Source organism: Bacillus sp. PS196 (assembly GCF_037963555.1).
Lineage (GTDB): Bacteria > Bacillota > Bacilli > Bacillales > Bacillaceae > Bacillus > Bacillus subtilis.
In genome coordinates this window covers 1,975,774-1,991,518 of record NZ_CP150159.1, presented here as the reverse complement: position 1 = coordinate 1,991,518, position 15,745 = coordinate 1,975,774, and the positions used below count along the sequence as shown (strand labels likewise).

Annotated in this window: 13 protein-coding genes; 4 read left to right on the top strand and 9 right to left on the bottom strand. The window is 42.5% G+C overall.

The features are described 5' to 3' along the window. Nucleotides 1–37: 37 nt before the first annotated feature. The 3 genes from NST79_RS10230 to NST79_RS10220 all read right to left on the bottom strand — a co-directional run bounded on the left by NST79_RS10230 (nt 38) and on the right by NST79_RS10220 (nt 2,053). Nucleotides 38–634 carry a DedA family protein gene (locus tag NST79_RS10230; RefSeq protein ID WP_003231529.1) on the bottom strand — a complete coding sequence of 199 codons (597 nt, stop codon included), beginning with the start codon at nt 632–634 and terminating at the stop codon, nt 38–40. Nucleotides 635–706: 72 nt separating this feature from the next. Beyond that, a complete protein-coding gene (gene galU, locus NST79_RS10225) occupies nt 707–1,600 on the bottom strand; it encodes a UTP--glucose-1-phosphate uridylyltransferase GalU (RefSeq protein WP_014479952.1) in 894 nt (297 codons plus the stop codon). Between the two features lie 6 nt (nt 1,601–1,606). Beyond that, nucleotides 1,607–2,053: a GtrA family protein gene (locus tag NST79_RS10220; protein WP_212060968.1), complete on the bottom strand. Its 447-nt coding sequence runs from the start codon at nt 2,051–2,053 to the stop codon at nt 1,607–1,609. A gap of 594 nt (nt 2,054–2,647) precedes the next feature. On the opposite strand from NST79_RS10220, the gene xynD reads away from it, so the two are divergent. Together xynD and xynC are read left to right on the top strand one after the other, a co-directional pair. Then, the gene (xynD, locus tag NST79_RS10215) at nt 2,648–4,189 is read left to right on the top strand and encodes a glycoside hydrolase family 43 protein (RefSeq protein WP_212060981.1); all 1,542 of its coding nucleotides are present in this window, start codon (nt 2,648–2,650) and stop codon (nt 4,187–4,189) included. A 132-nt stretch (nt 4,190–4,321) separates the two neighbouring features. Continuing rightward, entirely contained in the window at nt 4,322–5,590 is a 1,269-nt protein-coding gene (gene xynC, locus NST79_RS10210; RefSeq protein WP_128992923.1) for a glucuronoarabinoxylan endo-1,4-beta-xylanase XynC, read from the top strand. 258 nt (nt 5,591–5,848) lie between these two features. Here the strand turns inward: xynC and NST79_RS10205 are convergent, their stop codons facing one another. The 3 genes from NST79_RS10205 to NST79_RS10195 all read right to left on the bottom strand — a co-directional run bounded on the left by NST79_RS10205 (nt 5,849) and on the right by NST79_RS10195 (nt 9,379). After that, nucleotides 5,849–6,112, bottom strand: coding sequence for a YnfE family protein (locus NST79_RS10205; protein WP_003231535.1), 264 nt, complete (start codon nt 6,110–6,112; stop codon nt 5,849–5,851). A gap of 67 nt (nt 6,113–6,179) precedes the next feature. Further along, on the bottom strand, nt 6,180–7,679 hold the full coding sequence (gene eglS / locus NST79_RS10200) for a cellulase family glycosylhydrolase (protein ID WP_212059479.1): 1,500 nt from the start codon (nt 7,677–7,679) through the stop codon (nt 6,180–6,182). 302 nt (nt 7,680–7,981) lie between these two features. Then, nucleotides 7,982–9,379, bottom strand: coding sequence for an alanine/glycine:cation symporter family protein (locus NST79_RS10195; protein WP_021479777.1), 1,398 nt, complete (start codon nt 9,377–9,379; stop codon nt 7,982–7,984). A gap of 523 nt (nt 9,380–9,902) precedes the next feature. Here NST79_RS10195 and NST79_RS10190 point away from each other — a divergent pair. Both NST79_RS10190 and NST79_RS10185 read left to right on the top strand, forming a co-directional pair. Then, a complete protein-coding gene (locus NST79_RS10190) occupies nt 9,903–10,256 on the top strand; it encodes a hypothetical protein (RefSeq protein ID WP_003245190.1) in 354 nt (117 codons plus the stop codon). 25 nt (nt 10,257–10,281) lie between these two features. Beyond that, nucleotides 10,282–10,407, top strand: coding sequence for a hypothetical protein (locus NST79_RS10185; protein WP_003231548.1), 126 nt, complete (start codon nt 10,282–10,284; stop codon nt 10,405–10,407). A 46-nt stretch (nt 10,408–10,453) separates the two neighbouring features. Here the strand turns inward: NST79_RS10185 and parC are convergent, their stop codons facing one another. The 3 genes from parC to NST79_RS10170 form a co-directional block, all read right to left on the bottom strand. Next, complete coding sequence (parC, locus tag NST79_RS10180; protein WP_015714017.1) at nt 10,454–12,874, bottom strand: DNA topoisomerase IV subunit A; 2,421 nt, start codon at nt 12,872–12,874, stop codon at nt 10,454–10,456. 3 nt (nt 12,875–12,877) lie between these two features. Next, on the bottom strand, nt 12,878–14,845 hold the full coding sequence (gene parE, locus NST79_RS10175) for a DNA topoisomerase IV subunit B (protein ID WP_014479944.1): 1,968 nt from the start codon (nt 14,843–14,845) through the stop codon (nt 12,878–12,880). Between the two features lie 398 nt (nt 14,846–15,243). Continuing rightward, nucleotides 15,244–15,651 carry a CoA-binding protein gene (locus NST79_RS10170; protein WP_003245606.1) on the bottom strand — a complete coding sequence of 136 codons (408 nt, stop codon included), beginning with the start codon at nt 15,649–15,651 and terminating at the stop codon, nt 15,244–15,246. Nucleotides 15,652–15,745: the final 94 nt, after the last annotated feature.

Sequence of the window (15,745 nt, the reverse complement as noted above, 5' to 3'; positions counted from 1 at the left end):
AGGGGAGCGTCAGTCACCCCCTATGCATATCTGCTAGCTATCGTTTAAATATGGCTGTACGTTTCTTAATCACAAAATAAAGGGCTATCACGACAACAGCCAATATCATAATCGGTGTTGTATAAGTGCCCGCTATATTCTCAACATCATCCCACTGGCTTCCTAGCTGTATGCCTAAATAAACAAACAGAATAGACCATGGAATGATAGCAAGCACAGTCAGTACCACAAATTTGAGAAAAGGCATTCTGGCAATACCTGCCGGAATGGATATGGCATGTCTGACAACCGGTATAAAACGAGCCGAGAAGACAACTCCGGCGCCGTATTTCTGAAACCAGTTTTCCGACATGTCGATATGATGCTTTTTAATCAATAAATACTTCCCGTATTTGTCCAGAAATGGCCTGCCGCCATAGCGACCGATCCAGTAAATAAAGATCTGGGCAATGGTACCCCCGATAACACCCGCAATAATTGCGCCAATAAATCCAATCGTGCCTTCCGATACCATATAGCCGCCATAAGCTAATACAATCTCACTCGGAATGATTTCAATCATTAACCCAATCGCAATACCCGCATATCCCATGTTCGTCAGCCATGTTAAAATTTCGCTTATCAAACTGCCCACATTCTTCACAACCTGTCCTAATCTTTTTCACTATTATATGACTGATTGACGAGCAAGATGGTTACAATTTTTTTACCGCAGCATTTCTTTCGTTTCCCGTTTGATCACATCTTCTAAATAGGCCAAAAGCTGAGATCTCATTTCGGAACGCATTAAGCCGATTTCGGTGCTCGCTTTAAAACAGCCTAGCTTATCGCCAATGTCATATCGATTTCCTTCCAGCAGCCGGGCGTGGATCGGCTCCTTACGGCAAACCTCACGAAGCGCATCTGTCAGCTGTATTTCGTTGCCCGCGCCTCTGCCAATTGTCTTCAAAACGGAGAAGATCGAAGAATTCAGCACATAACGTCCCATTACTGCGATTTCCGAAGGTGCTTCTTCAGGAGAAGGCTTTTCCACTAAATCGTTCACTTCATATACATGCCCTTGAGACCCTGATGTATTTATAATACCATATTTGCTGACATCCTCAGGGAGAACTGACTGTACACCGACAACCTCTGTGCCATAAACGTCATATACATCCATTAATTGCCGAAGAGCCGGTGTTTCAGACACCATAATATCATCACCTAAGAGAACAGCAAAAGGCTCATCTCCGATAAAATGCTCCGCACACAGCACCGCATGGCCTAATCCGAGCGGTTCTTTCTGGCGGATGTAATGAATGTTGGCCAAATCGGCAATCTGCTGCATTTCCTTAAGTGTCTCCGTCTTGCCTTTTTCCCGGAGATTGAATTCCAATTCCGCCGACCGATCAAAATGATCTTCAATCGAGCGTTTGTTTCTCCCTGTAATAATCAGTATATCTTCAATTCCTGACTCTGCGGCCTCTTCTACAATATATTGGATTGCTGGTTTGTCGACGATTGGGAGCATTTCTTTAGGCTGCGCCTTTGTCGCCGGCAGAAATCTCGTTCCTAAACCCGCTGCGGGTATAACCGCTTTTCTCACTTTTTTTCTCATTCATCTTCACTCCTGATCCTGTATGTTTTTCTGCGAATCTCCAAATACCCAGATTCGGTTTCCGATAAAATTCATCATCATTCCGCCGATAGTGGCGGCGAGCTTACTCACCAAAAGCGAGCAGCCGCAATTTTGAAACAAATAAAGCAGCAAAAAGGTGATCCCCGACGCGGCAATATTAATCATGAGAAAACGCACGATCTCTTTCCCGTCAGCCTTACGTTTCACACAAAACGTCCAATTCCGGTTCCACACATAGCTGTTGGCGATACCTGCAGTATAGGAGCAGATCTGCGCCGGCAGATAAGAGACATGACAAGCGGTAAGAAGAAAGAAGACACCAAAATCTATCAGCGTATTGCCGACGCCTACGGTGCAAAAACGGCCTAAGGTCTTTATTTTTTCTTTCAGCGTAACGGACCTCCCTTCATAAAAGATGCGAGTGGCAGTCATATTTGTTGATATGGATTACTATAGCGGACAGTGTTGAATAAACAATTAATAAAATATGAACAAAACATGAAAAAGCGGGTATACCGCTCAATAGTCTTATACTCTTGAAAAAAACAGCCGCATTGAACGGCTGTTTTTTGTGTCTGAAAACATACAAATATAAACGGAGTGTTAGCCCCATCTTATCAATGAATAAATGTATCCAGTTCCTTTGTAGAATCGAACACTAACTCCTCCAAAAGTTTCTATACACAATTTTTTTAATGATGTAGGATGTTAGATAAAGGGATATCTTGGATAATGATGTAATCTCCGTTCAATGTGATTAGTGGGAGGCCATGAACAATCCTGTCTTTTTATTTTCTGGACAATGGTCGCTAGGAATGGGGAAGTTTTTTTGAACAATTTTGAAGGAGTGGTGCGATCTCCTCGAAGAAAAGAGAGAATGGAGACACATGAAGATGAGCTTTCAGAACAACTGGGAACATTGCTAAACAGCTTCCGGCTACTTTATGCGTGCAATCTTCGTGACCTGTTGTCATCAAATTCCAAAAGAAAATCCCCCATTTTAAGGAAAAAGGAGGATGTGAAGTGATGAGGAAAAAGTGTAGCGTATGTTTATGGATTCTAGTTTTATTATTGAGCTGCTTATCTGGGAAGTCTGCGTATGCTGCCACAAGTACTACAATTGCAAAACATATAGGGAATTCAAACCCGCTTATCGACCATCATTTAGGAGCAGATCCGATTGCGCTGACCTATAACGGAAGAGTCTACATTTATATGTCAAGTGATGACTATGAATATAATAGCAACGGAACGATTAAAGATAATTCATTTGCCAATTTGAATAGAGTATTCGTCATATCTTCAGCGGATATGGTGAACTGGACAGACCACGGAGCCATTCCGGTAGCAGGTGCCAATGGAGCTAATGGAGGCCGTGGAATTGCAAAATGGGCAGGTGCATCCTGGGCACCGTCAATCGCAGTTAAAAAAATTAATGGCAAGGATAAATTCTTCCTTTATTTCGCAAACAGCGGCGGAGGTATCGGGGTTCTCACCGCAGACAGCCCGATTGGTCCATGGACCGACCCAATCGGAAAACCGCTCGTAACGCCAAGTACGCCAGGAATGTCAGGTGTTGTATGGCTTTTTGATCCGGCAGTATTTGTAGATGACGACGGAACCGGTTACCTATATGCCGGCGGAGGCGTTCCTGGCGGTTCAAATCCAACGCAGGCACAATGGGCCAATCCTAAAACGGCTAGAGTCATAAAATTGGGATCTGATATGACGAGTGTTGTTGGAAGTGCATCTACAATTGATGCGCCTTTCATGTTTGAAGATTCGGGATTGCACAAGTATAACGGAACATATTATTACTCCTATTGCATCAATTTCGGCGGCACACATCCGGCCGATAAACCCCCGGGTGAGATCGGCTACATGACCAGTTCAAGTCCCATGGGCCCCTTTACATATAGAGGGCACTTCCTGAAAAATCCGGGTGCATTTTTCGGAGGTGGCGGAAACAACCATCATGCTGTTTTCAATTTTAAAAACGAGTGGTATGTGGTGTACCACGCGCAAACTGTCAGTTCCGCTCTGTTCGGGGCCGGCAAAGGATACCGTTCTCCCCATATTAATAAGCTGGTGCATAACCCAGATGGATCCATCCAAGAGGTAGCAGCAAATTATGCAGGTGTAACACAGCGTTCCAATTTGAATCCTTATAACCGGGTAGAAGCTGAAACGTTTGCTTGGAATGGACGCATTTTGACAGAGAAGTCCACGGCACCCGGCGGGCCAGTAAATAATCAACATGTAACAAGCATTCAAAATGGAGACTGGATTGCTGTAGGAAATTCAGACTTTGGAGCGGGCGGTGCCAGGACATTTAAAGCAAATGTAGCATCCACTATAGGCGGGAAAATAGAAGTGCGCCTCGACAGTGCTGATGGTAAGCTTGTTGGAACCCTAAATGTACCTTCCACAGGTGGAGCGCAAACGTGGAGGGAAATAGAAACTGCGGTAAGCGGGGCAACCGGCGTGCACAAAGTATTCTTTGTATTTACCGGAACAGGTACAGGAAACTTGCTTAATTTCGATTACTGGCAGTTTACGCAACGATAGCACGGATAATGGGACCGTTTAAAAACAGACGGGTTGATGCACCGGCCAACATACCGGAGCAGCCCGCCATTATGGATATGCCGGTCAGATTTTCTAATACAGTAAAAGACACATTACGAAGGAGAGGAATAAATGATTCCACGCATTAAAAAAACAATTTGTGTATTATTAGTATGTTTCACTATGTTGCCAGTCATGTTAGGGCCAGGCGCTACTGAAGTTTTGGCAGCAAGTGATGTAACAGTTAATGTATCTGCAGAGAAACAAGTGATTCGCGGTTTTGGAGGGATGAATCATCCCGCTTGGGCTGGGGATCTTACAGCAGCTCAAAGAGAAACTGCTTTTGGCAATGGACAGAACCAGTTAGGATTTTCAATCTTAAGAATTCATGTAGATGAAAATCGAAATAATTGGTATAAAGAGGTGGAGACTGCAAAGAGTGCGGTCAAACATGGAGCAATTGTTTTTGCTTCTCCTTGGAATCCTCCAAGTGATATGGTTGAGACCTTTAATCGTAATGGTGACACATCGGCTAAACGGCTGAAATACAACAAGTACGCAGCATACGCGCAGCATCTTAACGATTTTGTTACCTTCATGAAGAATAATGGTGTGAATCTTTACGCGATTTCGGTCCAAAACGAGCCTGATTACGCTCACGAGTGGACGTGGTGGACGCCGCAAGAAATACTTCGCTTTATGAGAGAAAACGCCGGCTCGATCAATGCCCGCGTCATTGCGCCTGAGTCATTTCAATACTTGAAGAATTTGTCGGACCCGATCTTGAACGATCCGCAGGCTCTTGCCAATATGGATATTCTCGGAACCCACCTGTACGGCACCCAGGTCAGCCAATTCCCTTATCCTCTTTTCAAACAAAAAGGAGCGGGGAAGGACCTTTGGATGACGGAAGTATACTATCCGAACAGTGATAACAACTCGGCGGATCGATGGCCCGAGGCATTGGATGTTTCACAACATATTCACAATGCGATGGTAGAGGGGGACTTTCAAGCTTATGTATGGTGGTACATCCGAAGATCATATGGACCTATGAAAGAAGATGGTACGATCAGCAAACGCGGCTACAATATGGCTCATTTCTCAAAGTTTGTGCGTCCCGGCTATGTAAGAATTGATGCAACGAAAAACCCTAATGCGAACGTTTACGTATCAGCCTATAAAGGTGACAACAAGGTCGTTATTGTAGCCATCAATAAAAGCAACACAGGAGTCAACCAAAACTTTGTTTTGCAGAATGGATCTGCTTCAAACGTATCTAGATGGATCACGAGCAGCAGCAGCAATCTACAACCTGGAACGAATCTCACTGTATCAGGCAATCATTTTTGGGCTCATCTTCCAGCTCAAAGCGTGACAACATTTGTTGTAAATCGTTAAGAGCACAAAGACACACATAAATAATAGAGTGTCTGAATTGGCGATTTTCCGATTGGGAAATCGCTTTTTTATTTTGTTGCTGAATTACAGGAAGAAGAAAGGATGTACATAAAAACAGCAAAGCTTTATTCTTCATCTTTTCTAGTTTACATAATATATATTCTAGGAAGTAAAGAAAATAAATAAATTCCCGTCTCAATATAAAAGTATACTTAAGTTAGTGAGACAGAAATTAAAATTTTTCTGCTGAATGACAAATCAAAAAAATGGCGTTGTCAATCCATAATAAACGGCTTCTAAATCCTCCAGCGTCATATCGCCATATGCGCATTTGATAACAGAATCAGCAAACACATCATAGTCATAATCTGTAGAAAATCCTTGCTGCAGCTGTTTTTCGTAAACTTCGATCTGATCTTTTTGATGCTGGATGTCTTTTTCCTTACCTGGATAGTCGGGACCATTTATCATATTACTCATTTTTTTATACAGCACCATATACTGTTTCAGTATTTCATCCACAACGCAAACCTCCTATTAGATGATAAAAACGGACATCGTTACTGATGTCCGCCAAAAAAAAGCTTAACTAATTTGGTTCTGTTCCCCAAATCAGTTTTCCTTGATCATATAATGTGATTTTTTTCGTTGTTTTAAACGTATTTGATTTGAAAAAGGAATAATCGCCGCTTTGTGCATAATTGCTCCAGTCATCATTGTGAAGACGGAGCTGAATATTCCCTGTGCTTGCTCCCGGTGCCAACGTTCCGTTTTTAAATCCAAGTTCCAGATAGGTATCTGCACCTTGCTTTGGTTTATGCAACGTCACAAACTTGTGTGTCACATTGCCGCATCCAATCTGCGCGTAGTCACAGTCAACGTTTTGGCCTTTGTTTTTCGCTTTATACCAGTAACGGGCAGTGACATCTTTTAAATCAACCGTGGTACTGCCGTTATTTTTTATTTGAAGCTGCGGACGGATTTGGTTGCTGTTCATACTCCCATCCCCTGCTCTGTATTGTACAGAAATACCGTTTTCCTGTGTGGGTTTATCTTTTGCTGGCGTTTCAGGAATGTCCTTCGTCGAATCTTTGGTGCCGAGAATGTTTTCTCTAACGAATGTTCCTGAAGCAGATAAATCTGACAACTGCCAGCCGCCTGTTTTAGATGCCCCCGGCTTTAAAGCTGAGGATGATTCCTGTTTATCAGAAAGATTCCAGTTCACCCAGCTAATGGTCTTGCTATCGAGATATTTCAGCCATTCCCGCGATTGATCAAGGAATACACCGCCATTTCCGGAAGCATCACTTGTCCCCCATTCTGTCACAAAAATAGGCGCTCCTTTGCTGAGTGCATAGTTTGCTTTATCCCGTAAAAACTGGCCGTGTGTGCCGGCATAAAAATGAAGTGCGTACATAACGTTTGCATCTTTTAGCTGGTCATCGGCTGCATCATTCACATCCTGGCTCCATGTACCGGTTCCGACAATGATGATGTTGTCTGGATCATTTTTGCGGATAACGGAAATCACTTCTTCCGCATAGGGTTTAATATCACGCTTCCAGTTCACATCACCGTTTGGTTCGTTTGCAATTTCATAAATGACGTTTGGCGTGTTTCCGTAAAGACTTGACATTTCCTTGAAGAATTCTTTTGCCTTCTCTTTATTTTGGTTTGGGTTACCGTCATTTAAGATATGCCAGTCAATGATGACATATATCCCAAGCTCTTTTGCCGCTTCAACCGCTTCTTTTACTTTATTTTTCACGGACGGGTTGTCAATATAACCGCCATCTGCCGTATACATCGCTGCACGGAAAACGGTGATACCCCAATCGTCCCTCAGCCATTTTAAGCTGTCTTTATTGACATATTCTCCATACCATTGCAATCCGTGTGAACTGATCCCCTTCAGCTGTACCGCTTTACCGTCTCGGTTAACGAGCTGTGTACCTTTTATGCTAAGCTGGCCATTCTTGGCTACTGGCGTTTTTGTCCCTGCTGCTGATGCCGGCGAAGCCAGCATGCCGCCCATTGTCAATAACGTAATCAATAAACACGTAATAAAAATCGAGATTGACCGTTTCATATCTGATCTTTTCCTCCTTCGCATCATTTTGGCTCTACACTTCTTATGAGCACGAACTCATTGTAAAAATCTTTCTCATGATTGTCTATCAACCTAATTTCTTGTTTTTGGGAGGTTTAAAAGCCTGTCAATTTGCTCTACCTCCAATGAATAAGACACACATGACACATATAGAACAAAGAAAACTGGACTGAATTGGGACTTTACACGTCATTTTTCATTCGAGTCGAAAAATTAAATTTATTTCCAATAATGAAAAAGCTGCATTCAACTATTGAATGCAGCTTTGTTTTATATTTATATTATGCTTCTTGCTTCTCATCTTCCCATGTTTCAGCGTTTTTCAGCCCTGGGATGTTTTTCGCTTTAAACACAGGATCAAGTCCTTGCTTACGCTGTTTCGCGTAATCTTTATACACTTTGTAAGCAACGTTTGACAGCAGCGTAATCACAATTAAGTTGATCAGCGCCATGATACCCATAAAGAGGTCCGCCATATCCCAAACGATTTGGAAGCCTGATAAAGATCCATACACAACCATAGCAATTACAGCGATACGGTAAATGTTCAGCCATGTTTTGCTTGTTTTAATAAATTCAATGTTTGTCTCGCCATAATAATAGTTGCCGACAACTGAACTGAATGCAAACAAGAACATTGCGACTGCGATGAAAGTCGGCGCCCAGCCTCCAATATGATGGTTAAGAGCAGCCTGTGTTACTTGGATGCCGTCGCCTTTTGGTGTTACACTGTACAGCAAAATAATAAATGCTGTGGACGTACATATGATAAATGTATCGAAAAATACACCTAATGTTTGAATAAAGCCTTGCTTTGCCGGATGGGATACATGAGCCGTCGCAGCCGCGTTTGGTGCGCTCCCCATTCCTGCTTCGTTTGAAAAAAGTCCGCGTTGCGCACCGATAACGATGATGCCGCCTATTCCGCCGCCGACGACTTGTTCAAAACCTAAAGCATTTTTAACAATTGTAGCGATAACGCCAGGGAAAGCCGTAATATTCGTGATGACAACAAATAAAGCGATAAGAATATAAATGCCTGCCATAACCGGCACAATTAGCTGTGAAACAGCGACAACACGTTTTAAACCGCCGAAAATGATAAACGCAGTTAAAACCGCCAGAACTATGGCTACAACTATTTTATTCACATGGAATGCGCCATCCAATGCTCCAGCAATTGTATTTGTTTGAACAGCGTTAAAAATCAAGCCGAATGAGACGGTAATTAAGATTGCAAAAACGATGCCAAGCCATCTGGCACCAAGACCCTTTTGAATATAGTAGGCCGGCCCTCCGCGGAAATCCTCCCCGTCTCTCACCTTATAAAGCTGCGCTAACGTACTCTCAACAAAGCTTGAAGCCATGCCTACTGCAGCCACTACCCACATCCAAAATACAGCGCCTGGTCCGCCTGTCGCAATTGCTAAGGCTACACCAGTCAAATTCCCTGTGCCGACTCGGGATGCGGCCGAAATAAAGAATGCCTGCATAGATGAAACACCTTTATTTCCTTCCGGCTTCTCCCCTACTATTCTGAACATTTCAATAAAATAACGGAATTGGATAAAACCAAAACGTATGGTAAAAAATAATCCAAGCCCTATTAAAATATAAAATAGGTATTTCCAGATGAAATCACTTGGAATATTAATCAAACTATTGAAAAAAGACTCCATATTTACCTCCCGTTTTCATCAATTCAATACGAATTCGATTTTGATGTTAGATTTTTTAACATAACGAGTTTTATTATATCACAATATGACGAATTAGGAAGTTTTTTCGAGAAGAATATTGTCGTAGCCAGATGTTACTCTGTCGACCCCTTCTCTATTATTTTCCTACGAATAAAAACATTCCTTGCAAGCTGGCTTTTATAAAAGAGTGCCCTATTAACAATGTAATCATTTCTTCCCATTCTCTTGCCTTTCTCTTTGATTTAGCACATAAATAAAGTAATAAACCCTAAACAACAAACATATCATTTAAAATATGTTTTTATTCACACCATAAACCGGGTATACATACGCTAATAAAAGAAGTTTTCTCTTTCAAAAACTCTTTCAAAAATAAGCAAAAAGATATATACTTAACAAAGTTAAATTTATTTTTAAATTTAATAAATCAGGTTTACTTTTAGGATGGATTGGGGTATTATTATAAAAATATTCAGTAATATTAAAGGAGGGGGGAGATCATTTGAAAAAAGTAACGATATTGAAAGCATCCATCTTATTCTTGGCGATTGCCAGTTTTCATTTGTTCTCAATTCCCCACGCCTTTGATATCGGCCATCATTATAAAGCCGTAGCCGACCAGCAGGAAATGCATGAGATGAAAGCCGGCCAAAATGCTGATGATGAGAAGAAATCCATCACAGGGGCATTTACGCTGACCGCTTTATGGGCAATGGCTGTTCTGCTGCTGACCGCTGAAAGCAAAAGTACGGGATACTCCCGCAGACGTCAGCGGAAAAAAAGCTTTATACTGGCCAAATTTTATCAATCGTCTTATTTCGGCAAACTTCATGTTCAACATCACCCGATTATGTAACGAAAATATGAGGAGGCTGTTAAACATGTTGTTTATCTTAAGAATGGTGATTTTAGGCTTATTTTCTTTCACAGCGCTGAATTTATTTGTATGGCAGGGGATTGAAGTCATTCATGCTGTAACAGATCTATTCACCAACCATGAAAGCTGATAAAAAACAAACGAAACCCGCTCATATAGTATGAGCGGGTTTTTTATTATTGTTCTGTATGAAGGCGCCAAACAGCTGTAACCTTGCCTGATTCCTCTTCATCAAAAAAGAAAGAGCCATTGCTGTATCTGTCGTTTGTCCGCAACTCTTTTGCCTGCAGTTCTTTTCTGTCGCCTTTTTCTGTTTCTGCCATTAGTCGCTGTTCAAGACCGCAAGCGAACAGTGCTACAACTCGGTGAGGATTCTTTTTCAGTTCCCTTAGCATTACGACACCGCGTTTTGCGCGGGATGTCTTCTCGAACTCAGAAAGACTCATGCGTTTTACCGCTCCCCGCTGTGTGAACAAGACAATTGAATCAGATTGCTGAAGGATCTCACCGGAGACAACAAAGTCATCCTCTTTTAAGTTAATCCCTTTGACACCTGCCGCACGTGCGCCAACTACATTCACTTCGTCTTCTCCAAACCATAGACCGTACCCTAAGTGAGTGGCCATAAAGATCTGGCTTTCCCCATTTGTTACATGTACATCAATCAGTTCATCTTCACCCTTCAGATTTAAGGCCACAAGCGCCTTAGAATAACGCTGTGCTTTATAATGGGTGAGCTCTGTCTTTTTCACCATCCCGTTTTTCGTAAAGAATAGAAGATATGCCGACGGATCAAATTCTTTTATCGGTATGGCCTTTACAATCGTTTCATCACGGTCAATAGTGATCAGATTTGAAAAATGCTGGCCCATGTCCTTCCATCTGATATCAGGCAGCTGGTGAACAGGACAATAGATGTAGCTCCCTTTGTTCGTAAAGAGCAGCAGCACGTCTGTCGTATTCATTTCAAACTGATGCAGCATCCTGTCCGTATCTTTCATTCCGAAGTCCTGTCCGTTGGAAGCGGCAAATGAGCGCTGGCTCGTCCGTTTTAGGTAACCATCCTTCGTAACGGTTACATATACATCCTCAGATGCAACCATGACTTCGAGATTGATTTTAATTTCTTCAATTTTTTCTTCAATCACGGAGCGTCTCGTATCTGCATATTTCTTTTTCAGTGCTTTTAAGCTGTTTGTAATCACTTTTAGCAGTTTTTTATCATTGCTCAGAATAGATTCGAGCTCTTCAATTTTTTTACCGAGCTCTTCTGCCTCTTCCTTAAGCGCTGTGATATCGGTATTGGTTAAACGATATAGCTGCAATGACACGATGGCTTCAGCCTGAGGCTCTGTAAATTCATATTTCGCGATCAAATTGTTTTTAGCGTCACGTTTATCGCTAGAAGAACGGATTGTTGCAATCACTTCATCCAAAATAGACAAAGCTTTCATGAGCCCTTCTACGATATGATGTCTGTCTTTTGCTTTTTGAAGCTCGTAAACGGACCGGTTTGTGACAACTTCCTTTTGGTGTCCGATATATGCATCCAAAATAGACGGCAGGCTCATCAGCATCGGACGGCGGTTATGGATAGCCACCATATTGAAGTTATATGTGATCTGCAAATCAGTATTTTTATATAAGAAATTCAAAATGCCTTTGGCATCAGCTTCTTTTTTCAGTTCAATGACCACTCTCAGCCCTGTTCGATCCGTTTCATCACGAACCTCTGAGATGCCTTCAACCTTTTTATCAATACGGAACTCGTCCATTTTTTTTACAAGGTTTGCTTTATTTACTTCAAATGGAATTTCAGTAATGACAATTTGTTCTCGTCCGCCTCTGATTGTTTCAATTTCAGCCTTTCCGCGAATAATGATTTTTCCTTTTCCGGTTTCGTAAGCTTTTCTTATCCCGTCAATGCCCTGAATAATACCGCCTGTCGGAAAATCAGGCCCTTTAATGACTTCCATGAGTTCATCAACAGAGCAAGATGGCATTTGAATACGCTTAATGACAGCATCAATGACTTCTCCCAGATGATGAGGGGGAATGTCGGTCGCGTATCCTGCTGAAATACCGGTAGATCCGTTGACCAATAGGTTAGGAAACATCGCCGGGAGTACGACAGGCTCCTTGCTTGTGTCATCGAAGTTCGGCACAAATTCAACCGTGTTTTTGTCAATATCCCGAAGAAGCTCAGATGCAATCGGAGATAATCGTGCCTCTGTATAACGCATGGCTGCCGGGGGATCTCCGTCGATACTTCCATTGTTTCCATGCATTTCGATTAACACATTACGAACTTTCCAATCCTGGCTCATCCGCACCATTGCTTCATAAACCGAGCTGTCACCGTGCGGATGATAGTTACCGATGACGTTACCGACCGTTTTGGCCGCTTTTCTGAAGTTTTTATCAAACGTGTTTCCATCTGTATGCATTGCATACAGAATTCTGCGCTGTACCGGCTTTAATCCGTCTCTCGCATCGGGCAGCGCCCTGTCTTGAATAATATATTTACTGTAGCGTCCAAAACGGTCGCCGATCACCTCTTCTAATGGTAAATCATGAAATAATTCTGGCTGTGACAATCATTAAACCTCCTCAGCGACCGATAAGTTTTCATTTTCTAAAATATTGCTTTCTTCATCTAAGCCGAAAGCGACGTTTTTCTCAATCCACTTTCTGCGCGGCTCTACTTTGTCTCCCATTAACGTCGTCACACGTCTCTCTACACGTGCCGCATCGTCAATTTTGACCCTAACAAGTGTGCGGGACTCCGGATTCATCGTCGTTTCCCACAGCTGGTCTGCGTTCATCTCTCCAAGACCCTTATATCGTTGAATGGTATAGCCTTTGCCGACTTTTTTCAGGACATCACCCATCTCTTCATCAGACCATGCATATTCAATGATTTCCTTCTTCCCGCTTCCTTTACTGACCTTATATAAAGGTGGCAGCGCAATGAACACCTTGCCATGCTCAATGAGCGGTTTCATATAGCGATAGAAAAAGGTAAGAAGCAGCACTTGAATATGGGCGCCGTCAGTATCGGCATCAGTCATAATGATGATTTTGTCGTAGTTGATGTCATCGATTGAGAAATCTGCCCCGACTCCCCCGCCGATCGCATGAATGATCGTATTGATCTCTTCATTTTTAAAGATATCAGCAAGCTTAGCTTTTTCTGTATTAATGACTTTACCGCGTAAAGGCAGAACCGCCTGGAATCTGCGGTCTCGTCCCTGCTTGGCTGACCCGCCTGCTGAATCTCCCTCAACGAGATACAATTCATTTTTTGCCGGGTTTCTTGAACCCGCAGGCGTCAGCTTTCCGCTTAAAGTCGCTTCTGATTTTTTTCGTTTTTTGCCGCTTCTTGCTTCTTCACGGGCTTTGCGTGCCGCTTCGCGCGCCTGGCTCGCCTTGATTGCTTTTTTGACAAGAAGCGTTGCGGTGTCCCGATTTTCCTCTAAAAAGTAAGCAAGCTGCTCTGAAACAATCGCATCCACCGCTGATCTTGCTTCACTGGTACCGAGCTTTCCTTTTGTTTGTCCCTCAAATTGAAGAAGCTCCTCAGGTATGCGGACAGAAATAATGGCTGAAAGCCCTTCCCTTATATCGGTGCCTTCAAGGTTCTTATCCTTTTCTTTCAGCAAAGCCACTTTTCGCGCATATTCATTAAAAGCACGCGTCATCGCAGTTTTTGCACCTGACTCATGTGTCCCGCCGTCTTTTGTTCTGACATTGTTGACAAACGACAAAATATTTTCAGAATAACCATCGTTAAACTGGAACGCAAAGTCCACTTCTATAGAATGATGCTCACCCTCAAACGAGACCACTTCAGACAAGACGTCTTTTTCTTCATTTAAATAAGCAACAAACGCTTCTATGCCGTTTTCATAATAAAAGACCTCATGCTGGTCATTGCGTTCATCAATCAACTCAATTTTCAATCCTTTTAACAAAAACGCAGACTCTCTTAAGCGCTCAGAGAGCGTTTCAAAATTATAAGTGGTTGTGCTGAACATCGTTGGATCTGGCTTAAAGTGTGTAAGAGTTCCCGTCTTTTTTGTTTTGCCGATCTTTTCGAGAGATGTAACCGGTTTTCCTCCATTTTCAAATCGCTGCTGATAGACAAAACCGTCCCGCTCAATGGTAACCGTCAGCCATTCAGATAAAGCATTCACGACTGATGCACCAACTCCGTGGAGCCCGCCGCTTGTCTTATAGCCGCCTTGGCCGAATTTTCCTCCGGCATGAAGCACCGTTAAAATCACTTCAGGGGTTGGTTTGCCGAGCTTATGCATTCCGGTCGGCATGCCGCGGCCTCTATCCTGTACAGAAATACTATTGTCTTTATGTATTTTGACGATTATGTGATCTCCATGGCCGGCAAGCACCTCGTCGACAGAGTTATCTACAATTTCATAAACCAAGTGGTGCAAACCCCGCGCGTCAGTAGAGCCAATATACATACCCGGCCTTTTCCTGACAGCCTCAAGGCCTTCGAGCACCTGTATGGCATCTTCGTTGTAATCAAATTGCTGTTTTCTAGCCAAACGTACAAACCCCTTTCAAAAACTAACATTGTCTTTCTCTTTTCAGTGTTACACATCATTTGTATATAAGATATTTTTTATAAACCTCGCCTCGAGCCAGTACTGCCTTGGACTCCTCATTATAACCAATATGTTTGCAATCGCAACATAGAGCTAACGAATCAGTTCTTCTCAAAACATCGGCTAGTGCTGTTTTTACACTATGAGAACGTATGTTTGTTTATTATATATAAAGCAGCAGACCTTCGCAAATCGAACGGCCGAAACCCAGCTGGACAAGGTATTCAAAAAAAGCTGTTCAAGCTTTATTGTATCTGTTTCACCGTAATACGCAAACAATATCTTAAAATTAAAAAGCAAAAATCCTTGAATTTACAAGGATTTTTGCAGTTCTGCACCTATTTTGTTACAGCGTGTGCCACTTTTATGCACAGATCCATGATAACCGTTCTGCCTTTTTCTTTTAGCATCTGGTATGCTTCCTCATTAACTAGCCCTTGCTGTGCCCAAAATACTGGCGCATCTGTCTCTAAAAACTCTTCCGCCACTCCAGGAAGCTGTTCTGAGCGCCGGAATACATTTACGATGTCAATCGGACCGTCTATCTCTTTTAAAGATGAAACGGCTTTGACACCTAGCGCCTCATCAATTGTAGGGTTCACAGGGATAATTTCATAACCCGCGTCCTGCATTGCTTTTGAAACCATATGTGACGTTCTATCCGGACGGTCTGAAAGCCCTACTACCGCTATACGTTTGCTTCTTTGAAGAATCTCTTTAATTTCCGCTTTAGAAGGGTTTTGCATCGTGTGTCACTCCTTTTTCACTTATTTTACACGATCAAAACAGGAGAAATCAAAATATGATGCATGTTTGATTAGATTTGTAAGCAAACTTTAC